This is a genomic window from Sutcliffiella cohnii (assembly GCF_002250055.1).
GTDB lineage: Bacteria > Bacillota > Bacilli > Bacillales > Bacillaceae_I > Sutcliffiella > Sutcliffiella cohnii.
In genome coordinates, this window is record NZ_CP018866.1 from 534,965 (window position 1) to 549,293 (window position 14,329).

A 14,329-nucleotide genomic window follows, 5' to 3' on the forward strand; every position below is an offset into this window, starting at 1 on the left:
AAAATGGGGGTCAGAACTAGCTCTGACCCCCGTTCACTGTTGGTTCTAAAACAGTTAAAGTATTATTTGTGGTGTTGAGAGTAACGTTAGCCCCGACTGGAATAGCAGCTTTGTATAATCCATGGCCAGTTGCAAAATTAATCATTAACGGTTTCCCGAGAGGAACAAGTAGTTCATTAATTAAATTCAAATATGATTTTCCATAGGAAACGAGACAATTCGTACATTCTCCCATAACGATACCTATACAGTCTGCAAATTTTCCTGCCTGTAAAAGTTGGATGAAATAACGGTATACGGTAGTAGAAGGAGCATTCGTTTCCTCTAAAAATAATATTTTCCCTTTCGTATCAATTTCATATGGTGTTCCTAATGTGTTAACGATGGAAGTAAGATTTCCACCTACAATTGGACCAGTCGCATTTCCTGGAACTAAACTAGTTAATGGCATATTAGGTGGATTTTCAATCGTTCTAGGTGAAGTGCGAGTAGAAGTAGCTGCGTAAAATTGATTGAAATTATATTCGGGAGTTTCTAGACGAAAGTCGATGAGCATTAAACTATGAAATGAAATTAAATCACTAAATTGGTATAAGCTATTAAGCAAAACGGTAATATCACTATATCCAGAAATGATTTTAGGATTGGCCCGTATTACATTGAAATCTAAATAAGGGAGTATGCTTTGTACACCAGTTCCACCACGAGTGGGCATAATCATTTTAACGTTTGGATTTTGAAACATAGTCATTAAATCTTCCGCTCGTTGTGGCGCTGGGGATGCCTCAATCCCTTGATACGCATACATATGTCGTCCATATGCAATTTGAAATCCTTGGTTTTGTAAATATTGAATTCGGTTATTTATAATGTTGGCATCTAATGGACTTCCTAGTGTGACGATACCTATCACATCGCCAGCTTGTAATCGTGGTGCTTTTATCGCCATTTGACTTCACTCCTTATCTTTATTTCCGTACAATCGATGATAATAAAGAGTATTAGTAGAGAAACGTAATTATGTCAAAATAATCATAGAGAAGAAGTTAAAAAAATACTTGCCACATGACAAGTATTGTAAGTTTTTATAATTATTCGGTCGTGCTCCGTAAAAGTGGCATCGTACAGCAACGAAAAGATCCGCCAGATTTAATAATTTCTGTAATATCCACTTCAATCACTTCAAAGCCTTTATTCCGTAATTGTTCATTTACTTTTTTATTTACAGGCAAGCTAATAATTTTATTGTTTCCGATTGCTAACACATTAGTTCCAAGTGTAAACTGTTCATCCTTTGATACTTCGATTAACTCATAACGGGAAGAAAAAAGTTCAATATCCTCTTTCGTTAAAGCTTCTGGATATATTAAAGCAACGTCGGGAGAAACAACATTAAAAACACAGTCTAAGTGTAAAAATGTTTCTATGAAAGGGATGCCTTTTACATCAAAGTCAGAAAGTAGTCCTTTTAAATGCTCGACTGCTTTTTCATTTGTTCGATCACTTAAACCGACATAAACTGTGTCTCTATCGATGATAACGTCTCCACCTTCAATTCTATCTTCGAGTAAGTTGAAGTAGGAGATTTCTTCATCATCTAACCATTGCTTTAAAACGTCTTCCTCTCCTTTTCGAACTTCACTCGCCATTTTAGCAACGAAAGTCGTTTGACCTAAAGTAAAGCCGATATCACGTGTGAAAACTTGTTCTGGGAATTTTTTATGATAAGGCAATAAAATAACTTCAATATCATGTTCGCGCATCGTTTGTACAAATTTATAATGTTGTTCAACCGCTTTTTCAATATGTATTCCTTCATCTTTGAATTTTTTCTGTGTTTCGTTTATCACATCACGAATCGTCATATAGTGCGGCTCGCACACGATGACTCTTTTTAACGGATCATACTCAGAAAAACAAGAAACTTTGCTATGAAAGGACGGATTTGTGCTCATCCTATAACCTCCTAAAACCGTTTGATTATAGGATTCACAAAATTGGTTTTAATTATTTATCATTGTATAGTCATTGGGTTATAAAGATTGTAGAATAAGGATGAAAGTAAAATAACAGTAGGCAGGGAAAAAATAATGAGTAATCTTCTGTTTGAATATATGAAAGACTATTTAGTAAACATGCTTTTTATCATTTTACCTATTTTATTCTCCCAATCTATCATTTCTAAGGAACATACAGCCTTTGAAACAAATAAACAAAAATTTGTTCTTGCCATTATTTTTTCTGGGACAAGCATATTATGTATGAGCTTTCCGTTCGAGTTAGGGGATACGATTTTAGATTTGCGGCTCATACCTTTTGTTATTGGGATGTTATATGGGGGAGTGAGAGTCGGGCTAACGATTATTTTTTCTTCCCTTACCTTTCGCTTTTTCTTAGGAGGAATCGGATTTTATTTAAGCGTAGTAGAATATGTTATTATATTTATTTTGATATATTTTGTATTAAAAAATTACCGCTCACTTTCTTTATGGAACAAAATAATTACTGTTTCAATAGTAACTGTAATACCTACTTTAATTTTACTGCCTTATGCTTGCTACATTATAGGGAGTAGTGTTGTTGTAAAAGTAGCTATTCTTTTATCAATCATTAGTTTTTTTAGTTTATGGTGTAGTATTTATTTAATGGAGAGTACTATTGAAAAAGTACATATGATTATTCAATTACATAAATTTGAAAAGGAAACGATTGTTAGTCATTTAGCCGCATCTGTTTCACATGAAGTACGAAACCCATTAACGGTTACGAAAGGTTTTTTGCAATTGCTAAAAGAAAAATATAAAGACACGGATGATAGGTATTACTTTGAATTAGCATTAGAGGAGTTGCAAACTGCAGAATCGATCATTTCCGATTATTTAACGTATGCAAAACCGTCTATGGAAAATCAAGAACCGCTTAACCTATTTGAAGAAATGCAACGGTCTATTAATGTTATTAAATCGTATGCCCAAATGCACAATGTTGATATAAATGTAGCAGGAGAAGATATAAGCTATAAGGGCGACAAAGAAAAAATCCGTCAGCTTTTTATTAACATTTTCAAAAATTGTATTGAGGCAATGCCAGAAGGCGGAACATTAACAGCCTCGATGTTTTGTAATCAGCAAATAGAAATTACAATCAAGGATACAGGAATAGGAATGACTGAATCACAGCTTCTAAGAATCGGTGAACCTTTCTTTTCTACAAAAGAAAACGGAACAGGTTTAGGTATGATGGTTGCTTTTAGTGTAGTTAAAAGTATGGGTGGAACATACAAAGTATTGAGTAAAGAAGCAGAAGGGACAAGCTTTCATATTTCTTTACCGTTAACTTCAAAGAAGCAAAGAAAAACGGGGCTGTCCTAAAAGTCAATAGAAATTGACTTTTAGGACTTTTATTGTTCGTTTCCCTTATAAGGATTCTAAAATATTAATTAGTTGTAAGTACAAATGTTTCATTAAATTGGTTGTGTTTGCTCCAATCTATAGAGAATGAACACTTTATACCACTTATTTTGTATCTACTTTCTGAATGAAAGCATTATAAACAAAACAGTGGAAAAACGATTCGTTTCTCCACTGTTTTGAGACTTACTGGACAGCCTGGTTAATTTGTATATTATTTTACTTGCTCTTCCGGGACCGTAATTTGGCCTTTTTCTACAAGCATTTGCTTAACTTCAGCAATTTCGGTTTGGATTTGTTCCATACGCTTATCATCAAGCTCATAAAACTTCATCGCAATTAATGAAATAATCCAACCGATGATCGGAATACCGAAGGCAAGGAATAATGTCATATAAAACAATTCATTAGTTAATGGTGTATCTACTTCAGGAAATACCGTTTTAAACCCAATAAGGGAGAGCATTAATCCGATAATAGTTGTTGCAAGTGAAGAAATCATTTTATCGATGAAAGAGAAAATGGTTCCAATCATCCCTGGTACGTATCTCCCAGTAATGTGCGTTTCATAATCGGATGTATCCGCTATCATTGGAATTACGATGTTACCAGTTAACCCCATGAATGCTTGACCTAATATATAAAATACAAAAAATGCAATGGTAGCGATTCCAATATTAGATAAAGAAATGGAAGCGGGATCGCTAACAGTGAAGAATAATATTAGTAGTAAACTATAGGCTAGTACAGCACCCCAAGTTGCTTTAACAAACGTGTTTTTCAATCCTCGTTTTCTAGCATAGCCTACACCGATAAACGTAATAATTAAAGTTGGAATCATCGTAAACATAGAAATTGTTCCACTTAGTGCATAATCTCCCAATAAAATTCCGAATAACATGACTGGAATAACAGGATTCCTTAAAATAGACCCAGCTAATTTATCAGTAGAAGCTGCAACAATTAACATTTGTAAAGGTCGGTTTCTTTTAATTACCGGCCAATAATCTTTAAAGGAAGTTTTGACAGATTTTTCAGCAAAACCAAAGTATTCTGTTCTATCTTTTTCTGCGATAGAAATAACAGCAAGAATAGTGAAGATGGAAGCTAAAATAATAGCTAATGTGTTAAATTCTGTGAAGAAGGCTTGGTTAAAACCACCATGCTTTGGAACTAAATAAGATGCTACATAAATTTGCCCACCAATAAAGACGATCGTATTGTACGTTGCATCAAAAGCTGAGAATAGTGGTCTTTGCTTCGGGTCATTTGTTAATACTGTTTGTGCAGCTTTCGTACAAGCAGTTTGGAATGTGTAACCGATAATGTGGATTAAATAAATCACAATGAAAAATGGCATGACTAATTTCTCAGGTAAATGATGAGTTACATTAAATAAAACAAGGACAGTTACTAATAAAATGATATTCCCTAATAGCATAAAGGGCCTAAACTTCCCGAATTTCGTATTTGTTTTATCGATAATGTATCCGATAATAGGGTCAGTAAACCCATCAAAAAGTCGAGTAGCTGTTAATATTACACTAATTGCAACTACTGCTAGTCCAGCAATTCCCGTTGCATAATAAGAAATAAATCCCATTAAAAACATATAAAGGTTTGTCGCAGTATTATTTAATGCGAAAAGTCCAATTTGCCAAGTTTTCGAACGGTTAACGAATTGATTTGACATAGTTTGTTCTGTCATTTTGTTGCACCTCTTTTCTAAAAAATCGCTTTCATTTCCAGGAATCCGCTTACATTAAACAAGAAAAAAATACAGTTTTAACTGTTATTGTGTTAAAACGCTTACAAATAATACGAAAAGGGGAAATTAGTTTGTTCAGAAAACAAACTAATTAGTTGTAAATATAGAATAACACGATTTCACTAGAATGCAATAACTTTTTGCTTTGGAAAAATGACAAATAAAAAGATTACATACAAATAATATTGTATATAATCTTTTAACAAATCTATATGAATCAATGATTCTTCCTTCTTGTTCTTTTGGAAAATTCACTAGGTGATAGGGAATTGATTGTTTAAAAAAACTCTACTGAAATAGTTTATATCGTTAAAGCAAAAAGCAGGGCCATATTAAAAGGGACCTGCTTTCTATGTTAATTTAGAGAGGCTTTTTAACAGATACAACATTGTAAACTCCACCCTCAGAGTGAACAATATAATCTGGTTTTGGTTGACCTAATTTAGCTTTGTGACCAGCAATATGTGCATCGCTTTTTTCCCATTGCTTCCAATGTTCTTCGGATTCCCAACGTATTTGGACAATCACTTCTTCATCGCCACGGCGAACTTTTTTTACCATTACAGTTGAATCAATAAAACCTTCTTGTTGTTCGATAATTCCTGGTTTGCTAAAACGTTCAATTACTTTGTCAGCATTTCCCTCTGTGACAACCGTTTTTCTTAATTGAATAAACATAAAAGCCTCTCCCATCAATATGTATTTACATCTATTATATTGATAATGATTATCATTGTCTATTATTTTGCTTTAGAAAACGAAAAGAGAGGATATTCATCCTCTCTTAAGCGCTATTCATCAAACAAGTTTAAAATATAATCTTTTAAGTCAACAATTCGTGGGTTTTCAAACTCTTTATCTGTTCCAGAAACGATTAAAACAGCTAGCGTTTCATCACGATGTAATCCACCATGCTCTCCACCACCGTTATGGACAGGTGTTGTTTCCGAAAAAACAACAAAGCCTGGTTTCGCCGTAACGATAATAGAGTTAGGTAAGCTATGCAGAGCGCTATATAGTTGATTTAATGCATCCGGATATTCGGTATAGTTTATTAATTTATCTTCATCAGACATTTCTAATTTCAATACATCTACTTCTCCTTCAATAGTCCACTGCTGGCCATATGAATCTTTCCACTCTCCGCCTTTTTTGAACTTTAAAGGTTGATGATAATCTGGACTCCAAGCTTCAATCCAGCCATTTTCCTCAGAAGCAACAATCGCCATTCGTGGATCTTGTAATCCAACATCAACAAGTTCTTCTTTTTGAATTTGTTTATTTATTGGATAAATGTAAGCAGAACGGTGATTATTCGCAATGACGATATCACCACTTGACGGCTTTTCACCAAAAGGGGCAATATTATATTGATTATATAGTTCATGTAAATTTAACTTTGCTCGTTCTTCATTTTCCACTAAAGAGGCTTGGCCGTGATCACCAAAAAGGATAAACACATTTTGCTCTAATGCTTCCTCCCAGCTTCCGTAAGCATCTAGTATACGCTGCAAATGATCATCAACCGTTTTTAATCCGTGAACATAAGGTGGACCATTTCGGTGAGTTCGCTTATCCATATCTGGAAAAAATGCTAATAAAAAGGGAGGTTGTTCTTTATTTTTAATAAGTTTTGTTATTGCTTCTGTTGCATAGTAATCAGATAACCCAGCTTTTAATAATAGGGCATCAGGCAATAATTCCGTTTGTAATTCTTTAGGGCGATAAAAGGTCCCGAAAGATAAAATATCAGGTCCGTTTGTTTTAATTTTTTCACTAAGTCCCGTAGTCCATTGTATGATAGCAGGAGGCTCGATTTCATGCTCCGTTTTTCCGCGATACAGTAACAAGTTAATCGCTCCTGATTTAATGCCTCTGTCATGTAGTTCTTCAAAAATAGTAGTAGTTTCTTTACTTAAATGGACGTTATTTAAATTGTATAAGGAATCCTCTAATGACTGTTTAAAACCGAGCTTTCTATAAGTTTCAATTGATGTTCCATAGTCAATAAGCCGATCATTTTTGACATCATACCATGTTAAACCAGGTACAGAATGTTTATTTGGCATTTCACCTGTAATTAATGTACTTTCAATGGACACAGACATGGATGGGAAAGGGGCAACTAAGTCATTGTACACATTGCCATTTTCGACTAAGAATTGTAGTGCTGGGAATTTATCTGCTTCCTCTTTTAAGCTTGCATGTACCAATTCTCCGGTCATTGAATCAACCATGATCATAATGACATTTTTAGAAGAGTTGTTCGCATGTTGAGTAGATTCAGCTTGTTGACATCCTAACAAACTAAGGCAAAGGAGTAGTATGTAACATTTTCTCATCGGTTTCTCTGCTCCTTTATTAATAATAATTTACATTAGTATCTATAAGATGGATGAAAATTATTTATTGTCGGAAGTAATTTAGTTCAAGATAGTTCACCTAAAATAAAAAGAAGTTGCACATAATGATGCATCTTCTTCGTATAACTTATAAAATTATTTAGCGTTGCCTCTCTAACGCTAATTTTAAACCGAATCCGATTAAAACGATTCCTGTTGCTCTATCCATAACACGTTGAACTTTTGGAGATAAGAGCCATTCTCGAATAAAGTGAATAAAGAAAACATATACAAAAAACCACGTTATGGAAAGTAGTGTGTAAGTTACTCCCATTAAAATTAATTGTTTCGTTGCATTACCTTCGACTGATACAAACTGCGGTAAAAAAGTAAGAAAGAAAACCGCAACCTTTGGATTTAATACATTAGTTAACAGCCCTTGAGTAAAGGCATTCTTACCTCTCTCCTCTGTTTTCTTCGTACTACTGTTCTTTTTCTTCGTGATGAAAGAAGTTACCCCTAAATAGATTAAATAAAAGGCTCCTACATATTTAATAATTTCAAACGCAAGTGCTGATTGTAGCAAAATAGCAGAAAGACCGAAAGCGGCAGCTATTGTATGAATAAAACAGCCAGTTGTAATACCTAGCGCAATTTTGAATCCATCATGTTTTCCATCGGATATTGTTCTTTTCGTAATTAATGCTGTATCTATACCTGGGCTCATTACGACAAACAAAGATAATAGGAAAAATGTAAAAAAATCGTTCATCAACTATCCCTCCATCAATAGCAATTGTATATATTATAGTACTTTTCTAAATATTCTCAATAAATATAAAGGCTCTTTTTAGAAAAATATACAGAAAATTAACATAGAATTAACACTTTATCGGTATAATTTTCGTATTCAAGTAGCGAGTACTGGAGGGGTTATATTTTGAAGGGTGTTTTTATAAAGATAAAAAATGTACTAGAAGACTTTACACTAGGAGCAAGGCTATTAACAATTGTCATATCTATTTTCATTCTATCCATAGGAGTTGTTGGGATTAGTTCGTATTTCAATACGAAAAACTTCGCACTTGAAACGATTGAAAACAGGCTAGTACGAGAAGCAGAAGTAATGGCATATATCTCCGAAAATTTAAAGTTTTTATACATAAGTGAGGAAAGCTATTTTCAGCAGCAATTAGAAATAAACGTTCGATATCAACAGAATAAGTTAAAAGAGGAAGGTATTGAATCCAATTATTTTTACATAGTAGATGAACAAGTTTTTCCTTTTAAAGTAAGTGAAAGTGTTGATCCTAAATTCTCGGAAGAACTAATTAAACATATTTCTGAGTCTAGAACAGGAACAAGGCATGAAAGAATTGCGGGTACTAATTATACAATCGTATATCATGACTTGAAAGAAATTAATGGGATATACGTGATGCTTATACCGACGAATACGTATTTAGGTTCTGTTAGTAGTATGGCAACGTTTAATGTTATTGCTTCTATAATAGGAACAATTATTTTTATTATTATCATTAGTTTGTTTGTTCGTACTGTTACAAGACCATTAACAAGTTTGCGAAATACGATGAGAGGCGTTAGAGAAGGGAATCTACAAAAGATTGTAAATGCCCAAACGACGGTACCTGAGATTGTTTCGCTGAGCAAAAGCTACAACAGTATGATTGATCAAATGAAAACAATTTTACAAGAAATTAACCATACAACAAAAGAATTGGAGTCAACCGGTCAACTATTAAATCATTCTTCAGAAAATACGTTAAATTCAAGTCAACAGTTAATTGAAGCGATTAACACTGTTAGAATTGGAGCAGAGCAAACGGCTAGTCATTCAGAATATAGTGTTAATAACTTTAAGGAAATGAATGAGCGAATTACTTTGATGATTAATAACATGGAAAATGTGTTCCAAAGTTCAAAGACGATGAATGGCTCAGCGAATGATGGAGAAAGAAATATTGATACATTAATGTCTACCATTCATCGATTTAAAAATGATTTTGCGCTTTTAACAGATACGATAAAAGAAGTGAATAGTAACTCGAAGTCGATTTCAAAGCTAGTAGAGATTATTCATAACATTACAGAGCAAACAAAGTTGTTAGCGTTAAATGCATCTATTGAAGCTGCTAGAGCAGGAGATGCTGGAAGGGGCTTTGCAGTTGTTGCAACGGAAATTAGAAAGCTAGCAGATCAATCTTCTCTTGCTGCTACAGAAATTACAGATACGATAACGAATATGGAGAACATTACTGTTGTTGCTACTGAACAATTTGATGAAATCTTAATAAAACTGAACACAAATATTGAAATGGCATCAAATTCTAAAGCTTCTTTTGATGTTTTAATGACCGAAATACATGGATTAAATAATTTCTTGAATCTGATAGAAAAAGAATTAAAGAATGTGGAAGAAGTATTTCCAGAACTAGAGCAGGCGACAGTTAATCTTCTATCGGTATCTCAAGAAACATCGGCTAGTACAGAAGAAATGTTCTCGATTAGTGAAAATCAAATTGAGCAAATGGAAAGAACAAATGAAATAGGAAAAGCGTTACATACATTGTCCGGAACGTTATCTAGTAAAACGAAAAGATTTACGGTAGAACAGTAAGAGGTTGGGACATAACTATTTTTATCAAAGTAAGAACAAAAAACAGTAGAGTGGAAATAACCCGCTCCGGAAATATATTTCGCTTTCCGCGGGCTTGTCTAGTTACGGCGGCTTGGCCCTCGAGACATAAGCCAGTCACTTCCGTTGGGCAAAGAGCGCCCAACTGCAGCGTCTGTCTTATGCTTGTCGGGCCAGAGCGAGCCGCCTTCACTTTTCGTACTGGTGAGCCTCCTCGTGCTAAAGCACTGCTATCTTCTCACCTATGCCTTTCCTCCCGCAGGACAAGGAAAGCTTCGGCAGCGAAACATCGCACGAAGAAAAATGCGGAGGCATTTTTCGAGGAGTCTACGTATATTTCCTCCGCTAATTCTGCGATAATCGTTTTTTATCATGATTATTTTAGTTTTGTCTCAGCCTCTTTCTATTAGTTGTTGAAAAACTCCGATACTATGAAAGAAATTTTCATCTAAACTGCCTTCTTCTACGGACCAACACGTGCTTAATACGCTATGGGCAAATCCCCAACCTAAAATGCGCTCCTTATTCAAACCTAACTGTTCTACTAATATATTTATTCGCCTATCTAGTATTGAAATTTTATTTTCATAAGGTAATTTGTTTAATAAAAATTGAATAACATCGTATTCCCGATCCCCAACTAATCCTTTAGGGTCAATGATTTTCCACTCATTATTGTCAGATTGAAGTATGTTGTAATGATGTAAATCACCATGAAGTATGTATTGTTGATCAATTGTTTTATGTAATTGTTTAAAAAGTGTTAGAGCTTCATATAAAATTACTTTAGAAATAGGACCACAGCCATTCCAATTCGACTGCACTATAGATTCAAGGCTTTTTTCTCTGTCTGTCATTGTTGGAAGGTTTAATTGGTAGTGAGAGGGAAGAGGCCTCCACAATTTTGCCATGACCGTCGAAGCTATTTCTGTCGCTTCTACGTCATCATCTACAGTAGCTAACGTATTTCCTGGCTGTATTTTTTCTAACAATAACACCCCGTTAGCAATATCCTCATCTACTAATTTTACAACAGAAGGACTAGCTAACATACGTAACGTTTCATATTCCATTGTAAAAGAAGGAGTAGGCACACCTATCTTAATAACGAGTTCTGTTCCATCTTTACGAGTAGCAGGTGCTACATAGTTATACGATAATTCATAAGGTCTATGAATGTTCAAATGCCAACGCTTTTCATAGGAAGAAATGATCGTTTCTAAGTTAGTTAGAAAATCCTTTCCTTTCTGCCCGTAAACTGCCATAATTTTATTCGTAAACTCACTCTGTAGTTCAAGCAATTTTTTCAACCTCCTATTACCAGAATGATATTGAAACTTTTTCGTCTACCACTCGTAAATAAAGTAAATACACCTAATTCTTTTTCGATTAGACTTCCTTTTTTTAGCATATCATATAACGAATGGAGGTGCGTAGGTATGTCAAAAAGTACAATCATTTTTATTATTACAATGGGTTTTACTTTAATCATACATGGGGGACTCACCTACTTAGTAGTGAAATTAAAAAACTACTCGCTTATTAACGGATTTAACAACAGACCGCTAGAAGAACAAGAGCAGTTAATAAAAAACGGCTATCCGCAAGCTATAGGTAAGCTACTTCTCTATACATTTTATATTCTTTTCGTATCTGTTATTTTAGGAATATTTCAAGTCCCGTACGGTTTTGAAATAGGCTTAGCCGTCTTTTTAATCGTATTGCTAGGCGGAATCATCTATATTCAAAAATATGACCTACCTTCTAAAAGGAAAAAAACGACTTTATGGACAGTAATATTTTCTGTCATAACATTCCTTTTTATTGGACTGACATTATTAATCGGGTTTCAAGATAACAAAGTCGAAATAACGGATAATGAACTCATTATTTCAGGAAACTACGGGGAAAATTGGAAGCTAGCTGAAATTGAAGAAATTGCACTACTAGATGCTTTACCAGAGGTGGAAATGAGAACGAATGGATTTGCAGCAGCAGGTCGTTTAAAGGGTAACTTTCGTTTAGAAGAACCATACGGAAGAGGAAAGCTTTTCGTGTATAAAAATTATGCTCCATTTCTTTATATAAAGAATGGGGAAAGTTATATAATCATTAATCGAAAAGATCCTCAAGAGACACTAACGCTATATAATGAATTATCTAATGTTATAAACAGCTACTAATACCTATTCAGTCGAATAGGTATTTTCTATTTCCAATGTACGCATGGGTAAAATGTCATAATCTGTTCACTTTGATACATACGTAAAATGTTATTGCAATATATAATTAAAGTAAAAACTCTAGGTGATAAACGTGAGGATGAACGGGGCTAATTTTAACGAATATTTATTGGAAAAAGAATTGTTTGATATAAAGTATGCTTTAGACCAATCATCAATCGTAGCTATTACAGATAGCTATGGAAAAATAATATATGCTAATGACCATTTTTGTCGTGTTTCCAAATACAAGAGAGAAGAGCTAATAGGTCAAGACCACCGGATTTTAAACTCCGGCCACCACGATAAACAATTTTTCAAACATTTATGGAAAACGATTACGTCTGGAAACGTTTGGCGTGGAGAAGTAAAAAACAAGGCGAAAGACGGCACTTTCTATTGGGTTGATACGACAATCGTTCCTTTTTTAAGCGATCAAGGGCAACCGTATCAATACGTCTCCATTCGTAATGATATAACGGAAAAGAAAAAGGCAGATAATGTTATATACCATTTAGCGTATCATGATTCGCTAACAGATCTTCCAAATCGTAAATTTTTTATGGATTATTTCCAAAAGGAGATACACCAGGCAAAGCGTGTAAAAGGCAAGCTATATGTTATGTTTTTGGATATTGATAGATTCAAGCGGATTAATGATGAAAGAGGCAGAGAGTTTGGTGACTTAATATTATTAGAAACAGCTAATAGACTAAAGCAATGTGTAAGTGATACGGATATTGTTGCTCGCTTTGAAGGAGACGAATTTGCTATTCTGTTATCCAGCGTTCATGACAAAACCGAAGTAGACAAAATTGCAGAAAAAATTAAAGCTCTAGTTTATGAGCCAATTCAAGTAGGCGAGCAATACTATCAAGTAAGTAGTAGCATTGGAATTGCTGCATACCCAAATAATGGGCTAACATCAGAAATATTATTAAAGAGAGCAGATATTGCACAGCAATCAGTGAAAGATGTTGGAAGAAACGGATTCCGATATTTCGTAGACGATATGGAAAAAGCATCACTTGAGCGTATACATTTAGAAAAAGAGTTAAAAAAATCAATACAAAAAGACCACTTTTTCCTCGTATACCAACCGAAAGTAGACTTGAGAACAGGAAAGCTAGTAGGTATAGAAGCGTTAGTGCGTTGGAATCACCCTGATTTAGGTGTAGTATCGCCTAATAAATTTATTCCAATTTCTGAAAAAACTGGACTAATCATTCCTTTAGGACAGTGGATTTTAGAAGAAGGGATAAAACAAACGAAACAATGGCAACAAAAAGGGTTGGCTCCTGTTAGGTTATCTATTAATGTTTCAGTCCCGCAACTTTGTGAACCGAACTTTATAAATAATATAGAACAGTTGTTAAAAGAATATAAATTGGATCCTCAATGGATTGAACTAGAAATAACGGAAAGTATATTTGTTGATATTGACAATGTGATCAACACACTAAAGCAACTTAGAGAAATGGGTGTTTTCCTTTCTATAGATGACTTTGGCACAGGATATAGCAATTTTAGTAACTTAAAAGATTTACCGATAGATATTTTAAAAATTGATGCGTCCTTTGTACGGGATATTGATCAGCAAAAACATAGTCGTTCGATTGTAAAGGCAATTGTTTCTTTTGCTACAGAACTAAACATTGGGGTGATAGCAGAAGGAATTGAAACAGTAGGTCAAAAGAATATTTTGTTAGAAGATGGCTGTCACAATGGACAAGGTTATTTATTCAGTAAACCGTTAGTTAGTAGCAAAATGGAACAACTATTAAGAAAACCGTAATGGGCTACTAACAGTGGGGAGTATCAACGTAAATAATAATATTAAGTCTTTATAAATTTGGATGTCTTTCCTGTTCAAAGGAAGGACATTTATTCATTATGTCGAACACTATATAGAACGAAATCTTTTTGGTAAT

General features: G+C 34.1%; 11 protein-coding genes. 4 read left to right on the forward strand and 7 right to left on the reverse strand.

Going from position 1 to position 14,329, the window contains the following annotated elements; translation table 11 throughout:
• Positions 1 to 16: 16 nt before the first annotated feature.
• Positions 17 to 949 (reverse strand): S66 peptidase family protein, encoded by a 933-nt coding sequence (locus BC6307_RS02470; RefSeq protein WP_066418177.1) that lies wholly within the window; start codon positions 947 to 949, stop codon positions 17 to 19.
• A gap of 142 nt (positions 950 to 1,091) precedes the next feature.
• Positions 1,092 to 1,955 (reverse strand): dimethylarginine dimethylaminohydrolase family protein, encoded by an 864-nt coding sequence (locus BC6307_RS02475; RefSeq protein ID WP_066418178.1) that lies wholly within the window; start codon positions 1,953 to 1,955, stop codon positions 1,092 to 1,094.
• A 135-nt stretch (positions 1,956 to 2,090) separates the two neighbouring features.
• Here BC6307_RS02475 and BC6307_RS02480 point away from each other — a divergent pair, with 135 nt between their 5' ends.
• The gene (locus tag BC6307_RS02480; protein WP_066418180.1) at positions 2,091 to 3,371 is read left to right on the forward strand and encodes an ATP-binding protein; all 1,281 of its coding nucleotides are present in this window, start codon (positions 2,091 to 2,093) and stop codon (positions 3,369 to 3,371) included.
• 253 nt (positions 3,372 to 3,624) lie between these two features.
• On the opposite strand, the gene BC6307_RS02485 is transcribed toward BC6307_RS02480, so the two are convergent.
• The 4 genes from BC6307_RS02485 to BC6307_RS02500 form a co-directional block, all read right to left on the reverse strand.
• Positions 3,625 to 5,118, reverse strand: coding sequence for an MFS transporter (locus BC6307_RS02485; RefSeq protein ID WP_094366039.1), 1,494 nt, complete (start codon positions 5,116 to 5,118; stop codon positions 3,625 to 3,627).
• Between the two features lie 420 nt (positions 5,119 to 5,538).
• Entirely contained in the window at positions 5,539 to 5,856 is a 318-nt protein-coding gene (locus BC6307_RS02490; RefSeq protein ID WP_066418185.1) for an antibiotic biosynthesis monooxygenase, read from the reverse strand.
• Positions 5,857 to 5,969: 113 nt separating this feature from the next.
• On the reverse strand, positions 5,970 to 7,520 hold the full coding sequence (locus BC6307_RS02495) for an alkaline phosphatase family protein (RefSeq protein ID WP_066418186.1): 1,551 nt from the start codon (positions 7,518 to 7,520) through the stop codon (positions 5,970 to 5,972).
• A 160-nt stretch (positions 7,521 to 7,680) separates the two neighbouring features.
• Positions 7,681 to 8,292 (reverse strand): LysE family translocator, encoded by a 612-nt coding sequence (locus tag BC6307_RS02500; RefSeq protein ID WP_066418188.1) that lies wholly within the window; start codon positions 8,290 to 8,292, stop codon positions 7,681 to 7,683.
• Positions 8,293 to 8,460: 168 nt separating this feature from the next.
• Between BC6307_RS02500 and BC6307_RS02505 the strand changes: the two genes are divergently transcribed.
• Positions 8,461 to 10,158, forward strand: a complete 1,698-nt coding sequence (locus BC6307_RS02505; protein WP_235858190.1) for a methyl-accepting chemotaxis protein — start codon at positions 8,461 to 8,463, stop codon at positions 10,156 to 10,158.
• A gap of 410 nt (positions 10,159 to 10,568) precedes the next feature.
• On the opposite strand, the gene BC6307_RS02515 is transcribed toward BC6307_RS02505, so the two are convergent.
• Positions 10,569 to 11,477 (reverse strand): aminoglycoside phosphotransferase family protein, encoded by a 909-nt coding sequence (locus BC6307_RS02515; RefSeq protein WP_066421879.1) that lies wholly within the window; start codon positions 11,475 to 11,477, stop codon positions 10,569 to 10,571.
• Positions 11,478 to 11,615: 138 nt separating this feature from the next.
• On the opposite strand from BC6307_RS02515, the gene BC6307_RS02520 reads away from it, so the two are divergent.
• Both BC6307_RS02520 and BC6307_RS02525 read left to right on the forward strand, forming a co-directional pair.
• Positions 11,616 to 12,359 carry a DUF3784 domain-containing protein gene (locus BC6307_RS02520; protein ID WP_066421882.1) on the forward strand — a complete coding sequence of 248 codons (744 nt, stop codon included), beginning with the start codon at positions 11,616 to 11,618 and terminating at the stop codon, positions 12,357 to 12,359.
• A gap of 139 nt (positions 12,360 to 12,498) precedes the next feature.
• Positions 12,499 to 14,193: a putative bifunctional diguanylate cyclase/phosphodiesterase gene (locus tag BC6307_RS02525; protein ID WP_066421884.1), complete on the forward strand. Its 1,695-nt coding sequence runs from the start codon at positions 12,499 to 12,501 to the stop codon at positions 14,191 to 14,193.
• Positions 14,194 to 14,329: the final 136 nt, after the last annotated feature.

Bases quoted from the DNA above. Each gene is read 5' to 3' on its own strand.
- BC6307_RS02470 (WP_066418177.1), bottom strand. From the start codon at position 949: ATGGCGATAAAAGCACCACGATTACAAGCTGGCGATGTGATAGGTATC.
- BC6307_RS02475 (WP_066418178.1), bottom strand. From the start codon at position 1,955: ATGAGCACAAATCCGTCCTTTCATAGCAAAGTTTCTTGTTTTTCTGAG.
- BC6307_RS02480 (WP_066418180.1), top strand. From the start codon at position 2,091: ATGAGTAATCTTCTGTTTGAATATATGAAAGACTATTTAGTAAACATG.
- BC6307_RS02485 (WP_094366039.1), bottom strand. From the start codon at position 5,118: ATGACAGAACAAACTATGTCAAATCAATTCGTTAACCGTTCGAAAACT.
- BC6307_RS02490 (WP_066418185.1), bottom strand. From the start codon at position 5,856: ATGTTTATTCAATTAAGAAAAACGGTTGTCACAGAGGGAAATGCTGAC.
- BC6307_RS02495 (WP_066418186.1), bottom strand. From the start codon at position 7,520: ATGAGAAAATGTTACATACTACTCCTTTGCCTTAGTTTGTTAGGATGT.
- BC6307_RS02500 (WP_066418188.1), bottom strand. From the start codon at position 8,292: ATGAACGATTTTTTTACATTTTTCCTATTATCTTTGTTTGTCGTAATG.
- BC6307_RS02520 (WP_066421882.1), top strand. From the start codon at position 11,616: ATGTCAAAAAGTACAATCATTTTTATTATTACAATGGGTTTTACTTTA.
- BC6307_RS02525 (WP_066421884.1), top strand. From the start codon at position 12,499: ATGAACGGGGCTAATTTTAACGAATATTTATTGGAAAAAGAATTGTTT.